Source organism: Psychrosphaera aquimarina, assembly GCF_032461525.1.
Lineage (GTDB): Bacteria > Pseudomonadota > Gammaproteobacteria > Enterobacterales > Alteromonadaceae > Psychrosphaera > Psychrosphaera aquimarina.
In genome coordinates this window covers 562,848-584,428 of sequence record NZ_JAWCUA010000007.1, presented here as the reverse complement: position 1 = coordinate 584,428, position 21,581 = coordinate 562,848, and the positions used below count along the sequence as shown (strand labels likewise).

Annotated in this window: 20 protein-coding genes; 11 read left to right on the top strand and 9 right to left on the bottom strand. The window is 37.6% G+C overall.

The features are described 5' to 3' along the window. The first annotated feature begins 226 nt into the window (after positions 1-226). Positions 227-838: a transglycosylase SLT domain-containing protein gene (locus RT723_RS09180; RefSeq protein WP_216054355.1), complete on the top strand. Its 612-nt coding sequence runs from the start codon at positions 227-229 to the stop codon at positions 836-838. Positions 839-911: 73 nt separating this feature from the next. Here the strand turns inward: RT723_RS09180 and RT723_RS09175 are convergent, their stop codons facing one another. From RT723_RS09175 to RT723_RS09160, 4 genes are all read right to left on the bottom strand, one after another. After that, positions 912-1,943, bottom strand: a complete 1,032-nt coding sequence (locus RT723_RS09175) for a phospholipase A (RefSeq protein ID WP_315946765.1) — start codon at positions 1,941-1,943, stop codon at positions 912-914. 92 nt (positions 1,944-2,035) lie between these two features. After that, positions 2,036-3,670, bottom strand: coding sequence for a methyl-accepting chemotaxis protein (locus RT723_RS09170; RefSeq protein WP_315946764.1), 1,635 nt, complete (start codon positions 3,668-3,670; stop codon positions 2,036-2,038). Positions 3,671-3,833: 163 nt separating this feature from the next. Next, positions 3,834-5,114: an HlyC/CorC family transporter gene (locus tag RT723_RS09165; protein WP_216054352.1), complete on the bottom strand. Its 1,281-nt coding sequence runs from the start codon at positions 5,112-5,114 to the stop codon at positions 3,834-3,836. Positions 5,115-5,183: 69 nt separating this feature from the next. Continuing rightward, the gene (locus RT723_RS09160) at positions 5,184-5,990 is read right to left on the bottom strand and encodes a cytochrome C assembly family protein (protein ID WP_315946763.1); all 807 of its coding nucleotides are present in this window, start codon (positions 5,988-5,990) and stop codon (positions 5,184-5,186) included. Between the two features lie 236 nt (positions 5,991-6,226). Here RT723_RS09160 and ffh point away from each other — a divergent pair, with 236 nt between their 5' ends. Continuing rightward, positions 6,227-7,597: a signal recognition particle protein gene (gene ffh, locus RT723_RS09155; RefSeq protein ID WP_216054350.1), complete on the top strand. Its 1,371-nt coding sequence runs from the start codon at positions 6,227-6,229 to the stop codon at positions 7,595-7,597. Positions 7,598-7,801: 204 nt separating this feature from the next. On the opposite strand, the gene RT723_RS09150 is transcribed toward ffh, so the two are convergent. From RT723_RS09150 to RT723_RS09140, 3 genes are read right to left on the bottom strand one after another with little or no spacing between them, the layout of a single operon-like run. Next, positions 7,802-8,287 carry a CreA family protein gene (locus RT723_RS09150; RefSeq protein WP_315946762.1) on the bottom strand — a complete coding sequence of 162 codons (486 nt, stop codon included), beginning with the start codon at positions 8,285-8,287 and terminating at the stop codon, positions 7,802-7,804. Positions 8,288-8,347: 60 nt separating this feature from the next. Continuing rightward, positions 8,348-8,662, bottom strand: coding sequence for a hypothetical protein (locus RT723_RS09145; protein WP_315946761.1), 315 nt, complete (start codon positions 8,660-8,662; stop codon positions 8,348-8,350). Between the two features lie 39 nt (positions 8,663-8,701). Continuing rightward, complete coding sequence (locus tag RT723_RS09140) at positions 8,702-8,863, bottom strand: DUF2986 domain-containing protein (RefSeq protein ID WP_315946760.1); 162 nt, start codon at positions 8,861-8,863, stop codon at positions 8,702-8,704. A 151-nt stretch (positions 8,864-9,014) separates the two neighbouring features. Here RT723_RS09140 and RT723_RS09135 point away from each other — a divergent pair, with 151 nt between their 5' ends. Genes RT723_RS09135 through RT723_RS09120 form a run of 4 tightly spaced genes read left to right on the top strand, consistent with a single transcriptional unit; the run spans position 9,015 to position 13,824 of the window. Continuing rightward, positions 9,015-9,554, top strand: coding sequence for a hypothetical protein (locus tag RT723_RS09135; RefSeq protein ID WP_315946759.1), 540 nt, complete (start codon positions 9,015-9,017; stop codon positions 9,552-9,554). Next, positions 9,481-10,341, top strand: a complete 861-nt coding sequence (locus RT723_RS09130; protein ID WP_315946758.1) for a hypothetical protein — start codon at positions 9,481-9,483, stop codon at positions 10,339-10,341. Before RT723_RS09135 ends, RT723_RS09130 begins: the two co-directional genes overlap by 74 nt. Beyond that, positions 10,338-12,587, top strand: coding sequence for an N-acetylmuramoyl-L-alanine amidase (locus RT723_RS09125; protein WP_315946757.1), 2,250 nt, complete (start codon positions 10,338-10,340; stop codon positions 12,585-12,587). Before RT723_RS09130 ends, RT723_RS09125 begins: the two co-directional genes overlap by 4 nt. Before the next feature lie 40 nt (positions 12,588-12,627). Then, positions 12,628-13,824, top strand: a complete 1,197-nt coding sequence (locus tag RT723_RS09120; protein WP_315946756.1) for an acyltransferase family protein — start codon at positions 12,628-12,630, stop codon at positions 13,822-13,824. Positions 13,825-13,906: 82 nt separating this feature from the next. Here RT723_RS09120 and RT723_RS09115 read toward each other — a convergent pair whose 3' ends face one another. After that, a complete protein-coding gene (locus tag RT723_RS09115) occupies positions 13,907-15,292 on the bottom strand; it encodes a Na+/H+ antiporter NhaC family protein (protein WP_315946755.1) in 1,386 nt (461 codons plus the stop codon). A 245-nt stretch (positions 15,293-15,537) separates the two neighbouring features. Beyond that, positions 15,538-15,834, bottom strand: coding sequence for a ribosome assembly RNA-binding protein YhbY (gene yhbY / locus RT723_RS09110; protein ID WP_216054333.1), 297 nt, complete (start codon positions 15,832-15,834; stop codon positions 15,538-15,540). Between the two features lie 101 nt (positions 15,835-15,935). On the opposite strand from yhbY, the gene rlmE reads away from it, so the two are divergent. From rlmE to tpiA, 5 genes are all read left to right on the top strand, one after another. Then, the gene (gene rlmE, locus RT723_RS09105; protein WP_315946754.1) at positions 15,936-16,565 is read left to right on the top strand and encodes a 23S rRNA (uridine(2552)-2'-O)-methyltransferase RlmE; all 630 of its coding nucleotides are present in this window, start codon (positions 15,936-15,938) and stop codon (positions 16,563-16,565) included. Positions 16,566-16,603: 38 nt separating this feature from the next. Next, entirely contained in the window at positions 16,604-18,526 is a 1,923-nt protein-coding gene (gene ftsH / locus RT723_RS09100; RefSeq protein ID WP_305849771.1) for an ATP-dependent zinc metalloprotease FtsH, read from the top strand. A gap of 77 nt (positions 18,527-18,603) precedes the next feature. Further along, complete coding sequence (gene folP / locus RT723_RS09095) at positions 18,604-19,434, top strand: dihydropteroate synthase (protein WP_315946753.1); 831 nt, start codon at positions 18,604-18,606, stop codon at positions 19,432-19,434. Continuing rightward, complete coding sequence (gene glmM / locus RT723_RS09090; protein WP_315946752.1) at positions 19,427-20,758, top strand: phosphoglucosamine mutase; 1,332 nt, start codon at positions 19,427-19,429, stop codon at positions 20,756-20,758. The genes folP and glmM overlap by 8 nt, the downstream gene beginning before the upstream one ends. Positions 20,759-20,842: 84 nt before the next feature. Beyond that, on the top strand, positions 20,843-21,580 hold the full coding sequence (gene tpiA / locus RT723_RS09085) for a triose-phosphate isomerase (RefSeq protein WP_216054329.1): 738 nt from the start codon (positions 20,843-20,845) through the stop codon (positions 21,578-21,580). Position 21,581 lies beyond the last annotated feature (1 nt).

Below are 21,581 nucleotides of genomic sequence, written 5' to 3'. Positions count from 1 at the left end.
TAAAACAGGCATACTCTCCTTGGCCGTCCATGGCCATCGAGTATACCTACATTAAAAACAGGCATACTCTCCTTGGCCATCCATGGCCATCGAGTATACCTACATCCTGTAGGCAAAAAAAAACGAACATTAATTAATGTTCGCTAAACTAACAACAACTTCCAGGGAATGAAAAAATACTGCTTTCACTATGTTAGACAGGATTTTCAGAAAAAGTTCTTACAATATGAAAAAAATTATAATTTATTTATTTTTGACCCTTTCAATTCTAGGTTGCACCACTCCACAGCCAAAGAATATCAACAACATTTGTGAAATATTTATAGAGAAAGATGATTGGTGGGATGCCGCGAATGATATGCAGGATAAGTGGGGAACACCAATTCATGTTGTAATGTCCATGATGTATCAAGAGAGTTCATTTAAAGCCGATGCACAACCACCTATGAGATGGTTTTTAGGTTTTATACCCTACGGTCGAGCGAGTAGTGCCTATGGTTATTCCCAAGCTAAAACTGTCACTTGGGAAGAGTATGTAAAAGAGTCTGGCAATACTTGGGGTGACAGAGATGATTTTGAAGATGCGATTGATTTTATGGGGTGGTTTACCGCAAAAACACACAGAATAAATAAAGTGTCAAAATGGGATGCTAAAAACCAATACTTGAATTATCACGAAGGGTGGGGTGGGTATCGCAAAAAAACGTACAATAAAAAAGCTTGGTTAGTTAAAGTTGCGAAAAAAGTAGATGTTCGAGCTCGAACATATGGACAACAATTAAAAGGTTGTAAGGAATACTTAGATTCTGGTTGGTTATGGCGCTTGTTATTTTATTAACCCACATAAAAAAATCAGGTTAATCAAAACGAACAGAAATATCTGTTCGTTTTGAAAGTAACTATAATCGTGTTTAAAATATTTCTGTTAGTGCAATACCTAGCCCCAACTTTTGTTGTTTATGATTGTAATCAATCATACTTTCGCCATATCCTGAGAAATATTGGATAGTGCCAATTAACTTGCCATAAAGCGGATAGGTATAATTTAATTCAATCGCTCCATTACCAGTTCGCCAGTTTTTGCGGATCAATACTGAAAGTTTATTATTATCGTTGTAAGCGTAGGCGCCATATAACTCATAATTACCCATGTAGTCTTCAATATCTGGATTGTCATCTCCTTTAGGAGATAAAGGGTCAGTTTTGTCACTTTCTCTAATTCTATGCCAAGGTTTTAACATAAACATGTAATCGCCCTTTTCATAGATTAGGCTGCCAATAATTCGATTCCAACTCCTAGAAAGTATCTGGGTTTGCCCATTTGATTGGTGTTCAAAGGCCAGCATAAAGCCCGTGTTGCCGCCAAATGGGTTCCATGGCAAAGGAGCTCGATAAAATAGTTCAGGTTGGTAATTGGTTTCTCTAAATGGTTTAGATATTTGGCTAGAATATAGCTGCCACCAAGCTTGTATTGTCATTGCAAAATAAGCCCCATCACCCCGAATAAAAATGTCACCAGTGTTAAGTGGGATTTTAAAACTTAATTGATATTTAGCTTCAACCTCTTTCATTCCTTCAGCATAGCCATCAAAATATTCGTACTCTTTGCTGTTAAAGTTGTCACTAATTACTATCGGTAAAATGTAACTTGGTTTATGCGGTGTGATGACAAAAGGGTTTAACTCGGTCATTTTTTCTTCAAGAATACGTTTGGCATATCTTCCAGGGTTAAAGTCTTTTTTGATGATCTTAACTTTACAGTATTGGTTCACTTTATCTTGACTACCGTCATAAAGACTGGAATTAACGATGTCATCAATACACTCTTCAATTTTTTTTAAATAGTTAAATTCTTCATATTGATCTTCAATAGTTTCTAAAGCGTGTAGCTGAGAAGTGAATATAGTAAAAGCGAAAATGGAAAGTAATGCAGGTAATTTCAAACTAAAATCTCTTTTGGAAAATGGGTAAAATTAACGAATGATATGTTTAACACTTCCATGTATTAAACATATTGTATAGAAAAAATACGAAATTAACTAAGTTTAAAACGGGTTACAGAGTTAGAAAGTTCAGTAGCTAACGCCATGGTTGTATTAGCTTGATTTCCATTGTTTTCTGCAATGTTAAAGTTAGTTTGAGTTTGGTCAGATAATACCGTTAAGTTTTCACTGATGTCCTCTGCCACAACACTTTGCTGTTCTGTGGCGGTTGCGGTCTGTGCTGCAACATTTGAAACATTGTTACAGGCTTCACTAATTTTTTCTAAAGAGGCTAGGGTTTGTTGTGAAAGTGCCACGGTTGATTCGGTAGCACTATTACCTTGGCTAATTGAACTCACAGCTTGCTCAACACCCGTTTGTAACGCCTCTATCATGCCTTGAATGCTTTGTGTTGACTCTTGTGTGCGACTAGCTAACGTCCTAACTTCATCAGCAACAACTGCAAAACCACGACCTTGTTCACCAGCACGCGCCGCTTCAATGGCCGCATTTAGAGCAAGTAAGTTAGTTTGTTCCGCGATACCCCTAATTACATCTAATACCGACGCTATATCTGAAGAGTTTTCGGCTAGACGTGAAATCACTTCTGCCGCGTGGTTAACGGTTTTGGATAGTTGCTCCATTTCATGAACTGCGTTGTTGGTAATATCTTTACCTTCGCTGGTAAGCTTATTAACCACATCAATTTCAGTGGCGGTTAAGTTGGCGTTAGTTGCCACTTCTTTAATTGCATAAGACATTTGATTCACAGCAGTGACTATCATGTCCACTTTATCCGTTTGCTCTTTACTGGTATGTTTGATTTTTTTAGCGCCAGAATCTAATTCGTTTACACCTGTAATTACCTCAGACGATTGTTCAACGATAGAGCCAATTAACTTAGCTAACACATCCATAAATTCATCGAAATCGTTGGCGATTTGGCCAATCTCATCATGACGATTACTATTAATTCGTTTTGATAAGTCACCATCTCCGCTATTCATTGCTTTTAGCTTAGACGACAAGTCATCTAGTGCATCCGCCATTGTTTTTGGCGCAATTATGCCTGTAATTAAAGTAAATAAAATGATAATGACACTGAAGATTGTCAGAACCGTTAATGTGGTATTAACGTCAGTAATGATTTCATCACTTAGTGATAAACTTTTTTTGTCTGCAGCTTCTCCCGCAAAGTCGTAAAAGGATCGCAAATTATTAAATGTGGTTAATGATGATGCGGCGCTTTGCTGCTTTGCCTTTTCAAGTTGTCCACTTTGTGCTAAATCAAAAACTTTAACCGCGGCCTCTTTCCAGTTATTGAAACTTGCATTAAATTGTCCGAGCTTTTGAGTGGTTGAAGGGTATTCAGACATATATTGTTTAAATTTTTGCATTCTGTCGTAAGCTTGCTGGGCATTTTCTTCGAACTCATTTCTTAGTTCAACTGCGCTGGAGTCACCCTGTTTTATGATCAATACTTGCAGTTCAGCTACTCTGGCTTGATAAAGGTCTCTATCTGCGTTTAACACTGCAGAAATAGCTGGGTTAAATTCATGGGCAAATAAGACCATCCCATTTTCCGTTTTGGATATTAACGAAAAATTCATCAAATTGGATATTATAAATACGGCGGCTATGCTGCAAAACATCGCCGTATATTTAACGCGAATACTCTTAAAATTCATTATCTCAACCCTAAATTGTTATACTAATCCTTAATGAATATAGATCATTAATTCATATAGTTAACGGCTGAAGTTGGAAAATATTGATATTTTGCACAATATTAGTGAATTATTTTTCTAAGTAAGGGGAGGGAGAGGCGAGCTGATAGCTAAGATACGTCAGTTAATCTGACGTATCTTCCATCTCAATTTTAGGATGGATTTTAGCCAAAGAAACTTTATTGTCTTTTACATCAATAATTTCAATTGGATAACCAGAAACTAAGATAGAAACGCCGCCATCTGGGATGTCTTCCATGATCTCTAAGATCAAACCGTTAATCGTTTTTGGTCCGTCAGTGGGTAAGTCCCATTCCATTTCTTTATTAATATCACGGATGGATGAACTCCCGTCTAAAACATAACTGCCGTCAGGTTGTTTTACACAAATAGCACTTGGGTCGACAGAAATACCAGTAGTAAAGTCACCCACTATTTCTTCTAAAATATCTTCAAGAGTAAACAAGCCTTGAATATCACCGTATTCATCAACAACTAAACCAATACGTTCTTTATTTTGTTTAAGTTTTTGTAGTAATACAAACAGAGACGTACCTTCAGGTGTGTAATATATTTCACGTACGGCTCTTAATAATGTGGTCTTGCTAAAATCTTCTTTGGCAAGCAATCTCAATGCGTCTCTTACATGAATAAAACCAACCGCGTCATCTATATTGTCACGATAAAGCAACAAGCGTGTGTGGTTTGCGTACGTAAGTCCCTTAAGTAGGTTTTTCCAGTCATCATTGATATCCAACGCATAAATTTCGTTACGTGGGATCATAATATCTTCAGCTTTAATTTTGCCCAAATCCAATAGGTTAACAATCATATTCTGATGACTATCTCTTAACATGCCACCGGATTCATTAACTACGGTTCTGAGCTCTTCTTTACTTAAACTATGTTCTTCACGTTGTTCAGAACTAACGCGTAATAAGGCTAAAATACCATTGGTGATGTAATTAACAATGACCACTAATGGGAATAGTATCTTCATTAGTATCAATAAAAGAATAGAGCTGGGGAAAGCGACTTTTTCAGGGTGTAAGGCGGCGAGTGTTTTTGGCGTCACTTCGGCAAAAATTAATATGACTAACGTTAATCCAAATGTCGCAATTGCGACGCCCACATCACCATATAAACGTAATCCTATAATGGTAGCGATTGCAGAAGCGCCAATATTAACCAAGTTGTTCCCAATGAGAATAAGCCCTATGGTTCGGTCAGGCCGACTCATCAACTTAGTGACGCGGATAGCCCCTTTGTGACCTTCCTTTTCTAAGTGTTTTAGCCGATATTTGTTTAATGCCATTAACCCAGTTTCAGTACTAGAAAAGTATGCTGAAATAAAAATAAGTACAACGAGTAAAATAAACAGTGCACTTGTAGAGATGTCGCCCAAAATTGATCCTTGCTGGAATTAATAAATGTATAAGTATGATCTTATGTAGGTATAGTCAAGCCAAATACGTTAAGTGAGCAATATTTCACGCACAAAACGACTGCCAAAATATGCCAACGTGAGTATTAAAGAGGCTAATATGGTGGCAATTGCACTGTTACTTCCACGCCAACCATATATTTTATGGCCTATGGTAAGTGTTGCAAAAGCAGCCCAAGCGATCAGAGATAATATTGTTTTATGTGCATATTGTTTTGTCCACATGTTATCTAGAAATAAGAACCCTGTGAATAAAGCGGCAGTTAACAAAATTAACCCAATAGCCATTAGCCTAAATTGTTGTAGTTCAACAACATTAAGTGAAGGTAGGTGACTGTTTAACGATAACGTTTTTGATTTTAGCTTAGAGTCTATGTATCTAAACTGTATTGCATATAAAGACGATATAACCAATACACAATAAGCACTAACTGATAGAACAATGTGAATTATCAAAGGTACAGACGAATTAATCGACACGCCCATATAAGCGAGTGAATCATTAGGTACAAAAATAATAGCCAGCGACAATAGCGCGGAAAATCCATAAGTGACTAACAAAATCATTAAGTTACTGTTTTTAAATGAACGTATAGTTAACACAACAACTATAAGTGCGTTGATTAATAAACACATTGAAGTTAAGGATAAATGCAATTCATTATTTACAAACAACATTGCGCGCACGGCAACTAATTGAGAGATTATTGCGCCAATGGCGACTGAAAATAGAACTTTAGAATTGAATGTAGAGTTTATGAAAACTGATCTAGCCGTCACAATACTGGCAACAGTAAATCCAATAAAAGCTAAAATAAGTCCTATCATTGCGGACATGGGGGTAAACCTTTATGAGTAAATCTAAAAAAATAACGCTTTGATGTTACCACGTTTTTTTATTTCGTTAATCAATATTCAAAAGTTTAATTGCAATAAATTAGCAGATTGTATCTTAGAATGAATTTGAAACCTTGTAATTGCTTTTTTACCCTATATTTAGCATAGGTAGCGGTATATAATCGCACCATTCGCGCTGTTAAAAACAGCTAGCCTTAGTAAGAGAATATTCATCTATGTTTGACAATTTATCTGAACGATTATCCCAGTCCCTCAAAAAAATTAGTGGTCAAGGGCGACTAACTGAAGACAACATTAAAGATACGTTACGTGAAGTAAGAATGGCGCTGTTAGAAGCGGACGTTGCGTTACCTGTTGTTCGGGATTTTGTTAAGTCCGTTAAAGAACAAGCCGTTGGCGAAGAAGTTGGTAAAAGTTTAACGCCAGGCCAAGTGTTTGTGAAAATCGTTCAAGGTGAGCTTGAAAAGGCCATGGGCGATAAAAATGAAGATTTAAACCTTGCCGCGCAACCTCCTGCAGTTGTCATGATGGCAGGTTTACAGGGGGCGGGTAAAACCACATCAGTTGCTAAGTTAGCTAAATTCTTAAAAGAGAAAAAGAAAAAATCAGTATTAGTAGTGAGTGCCGACGTTTATCGTCCAGCCGCTATTAAACAGTTAGAAACCTTAGCCACTGAAGTTGATGTTGAGTTTTTCCCAAGCTCAATCGAACAAAAGCCTATTGATATTGTTAACGCAGCAATCGATCACGCGAAACGTAAGTTTTTTGATGTGTTGTTAGTCGATACGGCAGGCCGTTTAGCAATCGACCAAGACATGATGGCAGAAATCCAAGCATTACATGCCGCGGTTAATCCAGTTGAAACTCTGTTTGTTGTAGACTCAATGACGGGACAAGATGCGGCCGTTACCGCTAAAGCCTTTGATGAAGCTTTACCATTAACGGGTATTATCTTAACTAAAGCGGATGGCGATGCCAGAGGTGGTGCGGCATTATCAATACGTCACATAACGGGTAAACCAATTAAGTTTATTGGTATGGGTGAAAAAATTGATGCGTTAGAACCTTTCCACCCAGAACGTATTGCCAGCCGCATTTTAGGCATGGGAGACGTACTTTCTCTAGTTGAACAAATTGAATCAACTATAGATAAAGAAAAAGCAGCGCAAGTTGCCAAAAAGGTCATGAAAGGTAAAGGTTTTGACCTTGAAGATTTTCGTGATCAATTAACGCAAATGCGCAGCATGGGCGGGATGTCGAGTTTGATGGATAAAATGCCGGGCATGGGCAAAGTATCTGATGCAGTTAAAGGCCAAGTAAACGACAAACAGTTTGTGCAAATGGAAGCCATTATCAACTCCATGACGAAAAAGGAACGTAAGTTTCCTGATGTCATAAAAGGCTCTCGTAAACGTCGTATCGCGATGGGCAGTGGAACACAAGTTCAAGATGTTAATCGCATGTTAAAACAGTTTACGCAAATGCAAAAAATGATGAAAAAAATGAAAGGTGGCGGCTTGATGAAAATGATGCGTGGTATGGGCGGTGGAATGCCAAAAATGCCAGGTGGATTCCCTAAGATATAAAGAAAACTTAGGTATATAAGCTTCATAAAAAAACAAAAAAGAGTTCATATGAACTCTTTTTTTGATCTTGGTTATGCGCCTCTAACAAGCTCCCGAAGGGCGAGTTTAAGAGCTTCATATGCTTTGTTATTGATTTTAACAAGGGAACAACCATTCTCTTCAATCAATGCCTCACCTATAAACCTTTTAATTCTCGCTGAATAACTAATTCATTAATTCAATTGGTTTAACTTTTTGCTTGTCGGCCCACGTCCAAGCCTGAGTATTATACAAAGGTACAGTGGAAAGTGCGTGGTGATGGCTGCCGTTTGTTTCTTTGGTTGAGTATGATAAATACATTAACGTCTTCGCTTTATTGTCATATATCCGACGTACTTTAAGGCTTTTTAATAAGATACTTTTGGATTCGCGAAAAATCACTTCTCCATTTTTTGATAAATCAATTTGAGCCAGGTGTTCCGGTAAGATGGGTCCAGTTTGGCGACAGGCAATTGACATATCAGAAGGGTCAGAAAAATCTAAATTAGCTTCAATATGACTAATATGGCAAGTAACACCTGGGATTTTAGGATCTTGCTCTGCTTTTATCACCACGTCTTTGGTGGTAAACAATCCTAAACTGACTTTGCCTACATCTTCAGTACATGCCGACATGCTTATTGCTAATAATAATATAACGATTGGTTTCATTTGCACTTCCTGTTATTTCGTATTATTGAGAATATACATGAAAGTTACTTAATTGGACGATTATTTGTTTTTCAAGCGTTCAATTGCAGGGGTATCAAAGAAGTCTAAGTCGTCCGAATTCAACGCGGTGCGATATTGATCTTTTCGCGCTTGTTTTTGTTTGATGGATTCGCCAAACACCTCAAAGTGAGCTTGTTCTAGCATATCTATACCTTCTTCATGAGTGATAATACCTAAGTATTCACCAGCGTGAAGAAATCCCTCTAATCTATGTTTGTTTTTTTGATCCGTTTTAGAGGTTTTTGAATGCTGAAATAACTTTATTAAGCGGTTAAGTGCTTCTTGCTGAAACACTTCTTTTGTTTTAGTGATCATGACTGGCCTCCTAGTTTCGTTGAAGGTCGATTATTAAGTTTATTGTTCGCTTGTTTGTTCTTGTTGCTCTTGCTCTTTTTGGTCTAACAAGGCTCTATCTGCTTTAGAAATATATTTAGGTTTGTTGCTTTTATGTAATTTGCTATTGGCCTTTTTTAACTTTCGTTTAAATGTTTCATTTATTTTCTTTTTTCTGTTCATTTTTACGGCCTCAGAGATAAATTTAAGTGAGCTATTCTAACGTGATTTTAGATATTAGTTTAATATAATTAATGTTTGCGATGGAATTCTGTTTAATGTTACGTTGTGAATAATTTATTCTTGACTTTATAATTAATTGGAAGTTTTAATTGTGAATTTAATGACAAGCAAGAGCGTTGTGGTGTTATGTTTAGTCGTCCTTGGTTTATTTTATATTTATTCAGATGATAATACTCGTATGTCATCAGATGTTTTTTATCAAAAGGTGATGGCATCTCCACCTTATAAGCCATTAAATACTCAAGCCAACCTCCTTCAAGGGTTATCAAAACCTAACTTGCAAGAGATAGATGCCTTCCAAAGTGGAGAATCCATTAATTACCGTTCCCCTGATTGGATAAATAATATCAAGGCTAGTTGGTCTGAATTAACAGTAAGTGACGTAGGAAATAAAGTTGTAGTAATAGAAACTAAGCAGTCAGTTAGTGACCCAGATACACTGGTATATCGTTATCGAGCCAACGAGCAAACGCATTTACAATTATTTGAACCATGGAGTGCCTCTAAAGTGATGGCTGTAACTGGCGCAATGTTGGTGGCGCAAGAACAGGGGATAAATGACGACTTTAAAATTGGTGATGCATGGTTTTCAGATCTTGTCACAAGTATCCATAGTTATGCCCCAAGGTAGAGCCGATGGAAATTCTAATAGAATCGCTACATATTTTATCAACTCGATTGGCCGTAAAAGGTTAACTCAGTTATTCAAACAAAAGTGGTTGAATGTAGGTAACAGTCATATAAATGGAGCTTACGGTGGAACTGCTTTTCAACCAGAAAGTAATCTATGGCAACAGACTGGCAAACCGCCAATGAAAGTTGCGGTTTTTAATCCAAGTTCTGACGACCCTAATTATCTAAGTTATCGCTGTGAGCATTGTGCCCTGACAGGAAATAAACCAATGAGTACTTTAGCGTTAGCTGAGTGGTTAAAGCGATTAGTTGTTAATCAAGCAGAGCCATCAACTCAATTAGAAAGTATTAATAACTTTAACTTAAATCTGTTATTTTATGGCAAGCAAAACAATGACAACGTAACAGGAATGACTGCGGGTATTAGTCGAATACTAGCTAATGCAATTGTCCAATCTCTACTCCCCGAGTTTGTCTTCGATCCAAATGGAGAACAAGCCAAGCAATATTTAGATAAGTTAACGGATGGCAAGTGGCGTATATTTCAAAAAATTGGGTGGGGTTATAGCGGCACTAGAACCGCTGGTGAGATAATATATTTAGCCCATGTTAGTTTACCCAATATTAACGGCGGGCATGAATTTACCATCGCCGCACAAACGAGTGTTTCCAATAAAGTGGATAACGATGAAGAACAAAATAAAGTGATAGAAGCGGGTATGAAAATGCAAACCTTAATGAATGAGGTCATGTTACAAGTTGTCGGGAGTAAGACTGAGCAGTGAATAATCATTGGAAAAAATATTTATTATTGGCTTGTGCTATTAGTTTATTGATTGGCTGCCAATCTTTACCTATCGATAAACAAATATCTGTTGGGCAAAATGCGAGGATTCAATCTTTAATTTTACACTTTACAGCGATAGATTATCAACGTTCCATGTGGGCGCTTAAAGATAGTGGAGGCGTGAGTGCGCATTATTTAATTCCAGAAAAAGACGATCCAAGTTACTCCAAAACTAGTTTGGAAATAATACAACTAGTGGATGAAAGCCAAAGGGCTTGGCATGCTGGAACCAGTTATTGGGATGGCCGCCGAAACTTAAATGATACTTCCATCGGTATAGAGATAGTTAATATTCCCAAATGCCATCACCAACCGGTAGTTAAAGCAACACATGGAGGGGAATATGGCGCTCATAAAGATTGCAGGTTTCCTGATTTTGACCAAGAGCAAATCAGTTTATTAATTGAATTATCAAAACAAATTTTACAACGTCATCCAGACATTGAGCCGACAAGAGTCATTGGACATTCAGATATATCTCCTAGTAGAAAAAACGATCCAGGGCCAAATTTCCCTTGGTATCAACTTTATCAACATGGCATTGGTGCTTGGTATGATGCCCAGACTCAAGCTAAATATCAGCATATGTTTGAAACGTTTTCCCCTTCTATCAATTTAGTGCAAAAAGCGCTTTATTATTATGGTTACAATATTAAGGAAACGGGAATATTAGACAGTCAAACTCAAGATGTATTATTTGCGTTTCAAATGCATTTTCTTCCTTGGGATGTGACAGGAGAGTTGAATACAGAAACGGCTGCGACGGTTTATGCATTATTAGAAAAATACAAAGAACCTCAACTGAAAGTATTAATGTCACGATATAACCGAGAAGCAGAACAGCAATTCGGTTTATCGAGTTTACTAGAGGCTAATAAAAACCGTTTAGTGAAACCTTTTTATGGAGCGAAAGGGCAGGGAGAAGTCACTTTAATTCATCCTAATTTATCAAGTTTGATTGACTTAGATATCACTATTAATGGTGTGTCCGTCGATTTCAAGCAACCAGTAAAAATGAATGCAACAGGCATTAAATTTGGTATTACTAGCTTAGTTAACAATGGCAATAACGTGTTAGAAATTGAATCTAAAAGCGATTTGTCTAATCTTTCTATTAATGTTACTGGGCCGGTATTAAAGCAGCCTACAGTCTGGTTAGAAAGGAAATTGAGAAATGAACTGGCCAATAGCCTCAGTACTTTAGAGCAAAGTTTTGAATTTAGTTTAGTTAAACATGACAAAGTGATCTTACACCAATCTTTTGGCCGCGCAGCAAAGAACGGTGAACTTCATTTAAATCAATTAAGTTCTTTTTTTACTACCCAACTTGCTATGGCTAAATTAATTGGTGAGCAACGTATAAAATTAGATAACTCAGTTTCATATTATTTACCTGAATATAAAGGTGATGGCAGAGCAAACCGATTGATCAAACACCTTGTTAATCATAAATCTGGTTACCCAAGAGTCGATGATTACCTTCAAGCCGTCCAACAGTCTAGAGAGGATAACGAACCGAATCAGGCGTTATCCTTAACCGTTGATGAATTACATCAGCAATCACTTGATATCGATTGGCAAAGCGCAATTTACCATGTCCCATTTTATTATGGTGTTGAACAAAAGCTTGTTTATAGTGAGTTTAATGACTTAGTTCTAAGATTAGTCATTGAAAGAGTAACTAACATGCCATTTGAGCAATTTGTTGAAACACAATTGTTCTTACCTTTAGGTTTAAATCATAGTGCGTTTCGAACAGAACCAAGTAACAAATCAAGGCCAACAAGCCAGCTAACCACTCGGATGGACGATGTATTAGTATTAACACAATTGTTTAAAAATAATGGTAGTTATGGCAACCAACAACTGTTTAAACCAAGTGCATACACTCGTTGGTTACAACACAATTCTTTTTGGCTATTAAGTAAAGAGTTGATCCAATTTAAACCTATATTAGATGTGCAAACCTGCCATCCATATTTGACACATAGTAGCCATGTTGCTTTATCTGACAACAATCTCGTATTGGTTGATGACAAATTAGATATTTCAGTAATTATCCATTTCCAAGAAGAGAATAAAGAAGGTGTGGATGAGCTGGGGTCAAATCCATGTGGTTTATCTGAACCGCAACAGCAAGTATTAACAAAGGCGCTACAGATAATCTATCAAGCACAGCGTTAATTAGTAATAACAAGCATATATTAAAAGGAAGAACATCAACATGGGTTGGCATATTTACTGTGAGAAAATACTATCAATATTACCAAAAAATAGACTGTTAGCGCTCGATGTATTTAGAGGGTTAACCATTACCGCTATGGTCTTGGTAAATAATCCCGGCAGTTGGTCTTATGTTTATCCTCCAATGTTACATGCTCAGTGGCACGGCTGGACTCCTACCGATTTAATATTTCCATTTTTTGTCTTCATTGTTGGTGTATCCATTGCCATTGTTATGAACAGAGAAATGGCCAAAGGAACCAATAAACTGAGCTTGATAAAAAATGCCAGTGTAAGGGCTGCTAAATTGTTTGGTTTGGGATTGTTTTTAGCTTTGTTTTACTTCAACGTTTTTGCTGCAGATTACAGTTGGGTTGAGTCTAAGTTAATGTCTGTGCGGGTGATGGGCGTTTTACAGAGACTCGGTTTAGTATTTTTATTTACCGTGATCATTGTTTTATATTTTGGCCGATTTGGGCGAGGGCTTTGGATTACAGGATTACTATTAGGTTACTGGGCGATCATGATGTTAATTCCATACACTGACAATAATGGTGTTGTTTACCAAGGGTTGTTGCAGCACGGAAATAGCTTAGCGGCATGGCTAGATAACGTAATTCTGGGAAGTGAGCACGTGTATTACTCGAAAGCTCAACCTTTTGCCTTTGATCCTGAAGGCATATTAAGCACGTTCCCTGCGATTGCGGGAGCATTAGCGGGGGTATTCACCGGAGATCTATTAACGGATAAATCTAGAACACTGATAAATAAAACTAAAACCATGTTTTGTTGGGGATTAGCGTTGATTATTGCAGGTGAGCTTTATGGTCTTGTATTCCCTATTAACAAAGCATTATGGACATCTAGTTTTGTTGTGATGACGACAGGCTGGGCGTTATTTATTTTAGGTTTGTTAACTTGGCTGATTGATATAAAAGGTTATAAAAACTGGAGTGCACCATTTGTTGTATTTGGTGCCAATGCCATTTTGTTTTATTTGTTTTCTGCGGTGGTCGCACGATTATTTATGATGATCCCTATTGGTAATATAAGCTTACAAGGCTGGCTGTACCATCAAGTATATAGTCCACTATTTGGCAATCTTAATGGTTCACTCATGTATGCGATAAGTTTCTTGTTAATGTCTTATGTTGTGATGCATATATTATATAAAAAGAAGATATTCTTTAAGGTTTAGCGAATTAAACCTTAAATTCTAGGCATAAAAAAAACGTTTCAAATTGAACGTTTTTTTAAGTGTTAGATTTAGATGTACCAATCTAGATCATTACTAACCCTGCTATTAAATAAGCGATTACTGTCAAACCTCCACCAACTAAGGCATAAGGTAATTGTGTCTTTACGTGTTCCAGTAAGTCACAACCCGAAGCAACTGAACTGACTGCAGTTGTGTCTGATATTGGAGAGCAATGATCGCCAAATACGCCACCACCTAATATTGCCGCTAAAATTAATGGTGCAGGTAAACCTAAGTTAACCACTAATGGCATACCTATTGGGATCAATATGGCAAACGTCCCCCAACTTGTACCTGTAGAAAATGAAATTAATCCACCGGCAATAAATAACACGGCTGGTATTAAGAAGTATGGTAACGACTCAGCTACTAAACCAGAAATAAATATACCTGTTCCTAGTTGTTTTAAACTGGCACCTAACGCTAACGAAAATAAAACTATCATCACTAGAGGTAGAAGTTCTGACATACCGGAAAAACCAATTTCAGTCATTTTTTTATGGCTAAATTTCTTCGTGCTTATCATCATGGCATAAGCAACAATACAAGCTAAAGCTGTGGCATATAAAACCGACTTAGAACCGGAACCTTCAATGAAATTACCATTGCCCGTTAAGAACATAAAGCCAACCATAGATAAAGACATCACGAATAATGGAACTAACATAAATCTTGGTTTTGATGGTTCAATATCTAACTCAATACTCTGAGTTGATTTAGATTGTCTCTTTTCCGCTTCTTTTAACGGGCCGTGGGTTTTATCAGCAATGATGGTATACAGCACAATCGATAACGTAATTAAGGCATAAAAATTAAGTGGGATAGTTTGAATTAAAGTATAGACAGTTGAGTCATTTAGTTCATAGCCACCGATTAAGGCCAACACGTAAGCGCCCCATCCATTAAGTAATAACAATATACAAATAGGGGCACTGGTACTATCAATAATATAAGCCAATCGAGCACGACTCATGTTAAATTTATCAAATAACCCTCGTGATAAAATCCCCGCCATTAATACACTTAAATTCGATTCTATGAAAATAAATACACCAGTGAAAAAAGCCAGAAAACGTGCACGTCTTGCATTGCCACTTAAGCCTTTTTCAACTAAAAAGTTAACGGTAGCTATCACACCGCCGGAATAACGCATAAAGGCGAGTAATGCTCCCACCATGAGTGAGAAAATTAAGATTCTTGTATTTCCACCGTCAGCAAATACATTAACGATGCGTTCTATGCCAGCAATAGCAAATCCAGCTAGGCTATTTGAGCTGTCGGAATTTGTGACCAGTATTAAAAGTTCAGAACTAAAAATAGCGGTTAATAATGCAAGTATAACTTCTCTTTTCCACAATACGATGGCAACGGCCAGTAGGGGAGGAATTACGGTGATCCATTCTGACACTATGTCTCCTATTCTCGCTCTAACGAGTTCTTATTATTTTGATGTTTAAATTTACTTTGCTAGAAAACAAGCAACATTAATTAGCTAGTTGTATTTTGAAAGACCTAATTGAAAAAAGATACCCCTAAAGACGTAATAAATATAAATTGGCAAAAGGGACAGCTGTAAATATTATTAAGTAAGATTTTGAACAAACAAAAAAACCTGCATCAGCAGGTTCTATTAGTTACTACAGGAGAAATTATTTATTTCTTCGGTAGTTCAATCTTTTTGTTTTCACTTTGTTTGAAAATAACAAGCGTCTTGCCAATTAATTGGATTTTTTCTGCTTTGCTTTCTCTAACGATAGCTTCAACGTATAATTGTAATTCTTCGCGGTCTTCACTTGGAATTTTAACTTTAATTAATTCATGCACAGCCAGTGCATTTTCAATTTCAGCTAATACGCCTTCAGTGAAACCATTATTACCCAGTTGTACAACTGGCTTTAAAGAATGGGCTTCGCCCTTTAAAAATTGGATTTGTTTTTTACTAAGATTCATTTTGTCACAAATTTAACAATGATAATTACTTGAATTACCGTTATTCTACCCCACCTTTAGGTTATTACCAATTTATAAGCGCATTTTATTAGGTAAAGAGCATGGCAAAAGATAGTCGGTCGGCCAGTAGCAAGAAATGGCTGCAGGAACATGTAAACGATAAATACGTAAAAGAAGCAAATAAAAGAGGACTTCGTTCTCGCGCTTATTTCAAAATTGAAGAGCTACAAAAAAGAGATAAATTAATGAAACCCGGTGATACTGTGGTGGATTTAGGGGCTGCCCCTGGTGGTTGGTGTCAATACGTTGTAAACGAATTAGGTGATAACGGAACTGTGGTTGCTTGTGATATTTTACCAATGGATTCCATGGCGGGTGTTGACTTTTTACAAGGTGATTTTCGTGAAGAGTCAGTACTTAATGCGTTGTTAAGTCGTATTGGTGGTAAAAATGTAGATTTAGTGATGTCAGATATGTCGCCTAATTTAAGTGGTAATGGTACCGTTGATCAAGCAACATCTATGTATTTAGTTGAATTAGCCTTAGACATGTGTCATCAAGTGTTAAAACAAAATGGTAAGTTTGTGGTAAAGGTGTTTCAAGGCGAAGGTTTTGATCAATTCATGGCTGATGTGAAATCAGCATTTAAAGTAGTAAAAATTCGCAAACCAGAGTCTTCAAGAGCACGATCTCGTGAAGTGTATTTGGTGGCGACAGGTTACAAATTATAGTAATCTTCTTTTAATTTATTTGACTAGAGGTTTTCCCTTTGAGTGATATGGTAAAAAATTTATTGTTGTGGTTGGTTGTTGCCGTTGTTTTGATGTCGGTTTTTCAAAATATAGTGCCTGACAGCGTTGAAGATTCAAATTCAAACTACACCCAATTTATTCAAGATGTTCAGCAAGGTCTGATCCGTGAAGTTAAAATCGAAGATCGTAAAGTGACAGGATTAAGACGTTCAGGCGAACGTTTTGAAACTTATATTCCAACACCATATGACCCAGATTTATTAAATGATTTAATTAAACAAAATGTACGTGTTGTTGGTGTTCCACCGGAAGAACGTTCAATTTTGGGACAAATCTTAATATCTTGGTTCCCTATGCTTCTATTGATTGGTGTATGGATATTCTTCATGCGTCAAATGCAAGGCGGCGGTGGCAAAGGTGCTATGTCGTTCGGTAAATCTAAAGCTCGTTTAATGGGCGAAGATCAAATCAAAACAACATTTAAAGATGTTGCTGGTTGTGACGAAGCAAAAGAAGAAGTTCAAGAGTTAGTTGATTACTTAAAAGAACCTGCGAAATTCCAAAAGTTAGGCGGTAAAATCCCTAAAGGCGTATTAATGGTAGGCCAACCTGGTACGGGTAAAACCTTATTAGCTAAAGCGGTTGCTGGTGAAGCTAAAGTACCTTTCTTTGCAATCTCTGGTTCTGACTTTGTAGAAATGTTTGTGGGTGTTGGTGCATCACGTGTACGTGACATGTTCGAACAAGCTAAAAAAGCAGCACCTTGTATTATATTCATTGATGAAATCGATGCGGTAGGTCGCCAACGTGGCGCGGGTCTTGGTGGTGGTCATGATGAACGTGAACAAACACTAAACCAAATGTTAGTTGAAATGGATGGCTTTGAAGGTAATGAAGGCATTATCGTAATCGCTGCAACAAATAGACCTGACGTACTAGACCCAGCATTATTAAGACCGGGTCGTTTTGATCGTCAAGTAACGGTAGGGTTGCCAGACGTTCGTGGTCGTGAACAAATTATTAAAGTACATATGCGTAAAGTACCTGTATCTGATGATGTAGAGCCTAGTTATATTGCTCGTGGTACTCCTGGTTTCTCTGGTGCTGATTTAGCTAACTTAGTTAATGAAGCTGCGCTATTTGCTGCTCGTGGTAATAAACGTTTAGTAGATATGCAAGATTTTGAAAAAGCCAAAGATAAGATCATGATGGGCGCAGAGCGTAAATCTATGGTTATGGGCGAAAGTGAACGTGAAATGACGGCATATCATGAAGCGGGTCACGCTATAGTTGGTCGCATGGTTCCAGATCACGACCCGGTGTATAAAGTAAGTATTATTCCTCGTGGACGTGCGCTTGGTGTAACTATGTACTTACCAGAGAAAGACCGTTTCTCACACAGCAAACAATTCTTAGAAAGCCAAATATCTTCTTTATATGGTGGTCGTATCGCTGAAGAATTGATATACGGTGCTGATAAAGTATCAACCGGTGCATCAAACGATATCGAACGTGCAACTGATATCGCTCGTAAGATGGTAACGCAATGGGGCCTATCTGAAAAAATGGGACCTATGTTATACGCTGAAGAAGAAGGTGAAGTATTCTTAGGCCGTACATCTTCTAAATCGTTACATATGTCTGATGAGACAGCTAAAGCTATTGACGGAGAAATAAAAGTATTTATTAACCGTAACTATGAACGTGCTGAGAAAATCTTAAAAGACAATATGGACATACTGCATACAATGAAAGATGCATTAATGAAGTATGAAACGATTGACGCTAAACAAATTGATGATTTGATGGATAGAGTTGAAGTTCGTGAACCTGCTGGTTGGACTGAAGACAAAAAGCCTGAAGTTAAACCAGAATCAAAAAACGATGATGAGCCAAAAGCATCATCGGCTAATGAGCCAGAGTCAAAATCTGCTGACTAATTAGCTAGCCCCAAATTAGTTAAGGCTCCGAAAGGAGCCTTTTTTATATAAATGATATAACTGTAAATAATAGCTAAATGAATAAAATTAACCTTCAAAACATCTCGCGTCCTCTCGTGATGGGTATACTCAATGTAACCCCTGATTCATTCTCTGATGGCGGTCGTTTTGCTAACTTTGATATGGCCTTACAGCAAACTGAGTTGATGCTTCAGCAAGGTGCTGACATCATTGATATCGGTGGTGAGTCAACTCGCCCTGGAGCTCCGGAAGTGCCAGTGGAGCAAGAGTTAGATAGAGTTATTCCTGTGATAGAAGCGATAAAGTCTCGTTTTGGTTGTGCGGTATCGTTAGATACAAGTAAAGCGCAAGTGATGCAAGCGGGGATAACGGCAGGTGTTGATTTAATTAATGATGTTTGTGGGCTGGAAGGTGAAGGCGTTTTAAAGGTTATTGCCGACTCGGATGTGCCAGTTTGTATTATGCATATGCAAGGCTCGCCGAGGACCATGCAAAAAAATCCTCAATACAGCAATTTAGTTAATGATATAATGGCGTACTTTTCAGAGCGAATTGATCATTGTGACACTTTAGGTATAGATAAAAGCAGAATAATTATCGACCCAGGATTTGGCTTTGGTAAAACCTTAAAACATAATTATCAGCTCTTGGCTGAATTAGAAAAATTTAAACAATTAGAATGTCCTGTATTAGTTGGCCTATCGCGTAAATCAATGATAGGTAACTTGCTCGAACTTGATATAGATAAACGCCTTGCCGGGAGTATTGCTGCGGCTACATTAGCGCTAAACAATGGTGCGGATATTGTTCGTGTACATGATGTTGAAGAAACCAAACATGCTGTTCGTATATTTAATGCGATGAAATATGGAGTAGAAAATGAGTAAGAAGTACTTTGGAACTGACGGAATACGTGGTTTGGTTGGTAAACCACCAATTACCCCTGAATTTGCATTAAAACTAGGTTGGGCTGCAGGAAAAGTATTTGCTGAAAATGGCAATAGAAAAGTATTAATAGGTAAAGACACTCGTATATCTGGCTATATGCTTGAAACTGCTCTTGAAGCCGGTTTAATCGCCGCGGGGGTTGATGTTGGTTTATTAGGTCCTATGCCGACACCGGCTATTGCTTATTTGACTAAAACCTTCAGAGCCGATGCGGGTATAGTTATCAGTGCTTCTCACAATCCATATTATGACAATGGTATTAAGTTTTTCTCAAAAGATGGCACTAAATTACCGGATGAGATTGAATATCAAATTGAAGACTTATTAGAACAAGACATCACTTGTGTTAGTTCTGAGCTTTTAGGTAAAGCCTTCCGTATTAACGATGCTGCGGGACGATATATTGAGTTTTGTAAAAGCCGATTTGCCCCTGATACGTTAAAAGGCATGAAGATAGTTGTCGATTCAGCTAACGGCGCTACCTATCACATTGCTCCAGAAGTATTTTCAGAACTAGGTGCTAAAGTCATCCCTATTTTCAATCAGCCAGATGGATTGAATATTAATAAAATGTGCGGCGCGACTCATACTGCCGCTTTGCAAAAAATAGTTAAAGCTGAAAACGCACATGTTGGTTTAGCGTTAGATGGCGATGGTGACCGTATCATTATGGTTGACGAAAATGGTGTTGAAGTCGACGGTGATGAATTAGTATTTATTATTGCAAGGCACGCCTTAAAACAGGGCAAACTTAATGGCGGCGTTGTGGGTACCTTGATGTCTAACTTAGGTTTAGAAGTTGCCCTTAAAAACCTAAGCATTCCGTTTAAACGTGCCAAAGTAGGTGACCGTTATGTCATGCAGTTATTAAAAGAAAATAACTGGTCAATTGGCGGTGAAAGTTCAGGTCATGTTATTAATTTGGAACATATTCCGACTGGTGATGGGGTGGTATCGGCCATTCAGGTCCTTGCTGCTATGGTTGAAACTGGAATGAGCCTGTCTGAGTTAAAATCAGGCATGGAAAAATACCCACAGAAGTTAATTAATATACGTGTATCAGACAATAAATACCCACTAGAAGTAGATGAAGTGAAAATTGCTATCGCCGAAGCTGAAGTAGAATTAGGTGAGGCTGGTCGCATTTTAATTCGTAAGTCAGGCACTGAACCTTTGATCCGAGTTATGACTGAAGGCAAAGATTCTGACTTGATAATAAGCGTTGCAGAAAAAGTAGCGCAAAAAGTAACGGAATTCGCATAATTTTCTAAGAATAAGACCAAGCATCTCTTGTAACTTTTGGCGAGGTTAGATACTATCTCGCCCCTAAAAACTAGGAGAGATTTAATGTCCACACGATTACCTCTAGTTGTAGCTAATTGGAAATTAAATGGCGACCGAGAACTACTAACAAACATGGTCGAACGTTTACAAACGTTAGACGCTGAACAAGTAGAAACTGTGATTTGTCCTCCATTTGTATACTTAAGTGAAGAAACGTCGAGTATCCAAAAAGGAGCTCAAAATATAGCGAGCCAAGAATCAGGGGCGTTTACCGGAGAAGTTTCCGGCAGAATGTTACGTGATGTTAATTGTTATTACGTAATAGTTGGTCATTCAGAGCGAAGATCTTTGTTTGGTGAAACGGATGACGTAGTAGCAGAAAAAGTAAAAGCTACATTAAGTGCCGGGTTAATTCCTATCATTTGTGTAGGTGAGACTGACGAAGAAAGAGAACAAGGCGAAACTTTAACCGTGATCACTCGCCAAGTTAAAGCAGTATTAGATGTACTTCCTTCATTCTCTGATAGTTTAGTTTTTGCTTATGAGCCTGTTTGGGCAATAGGCACAGGTAAAACAGCCAGTTGTGAACAAGCAGAAGATGTTCACAGTGGTATTCGCCAAATATTAGCTGGTTATAATCATGAACTGGCAAATACAACACGTATTTTATATGGCGGCAGTGTAAACCCTGACAATAGTGAAGAATTATTTGGTAGTGACAACATCGACGGCGGCCTTATAGGTGGCGCTAGTTTAGATGTTGACTCTTTTATGAAAATTTGTGAAAACGCAGTAGCTTAGG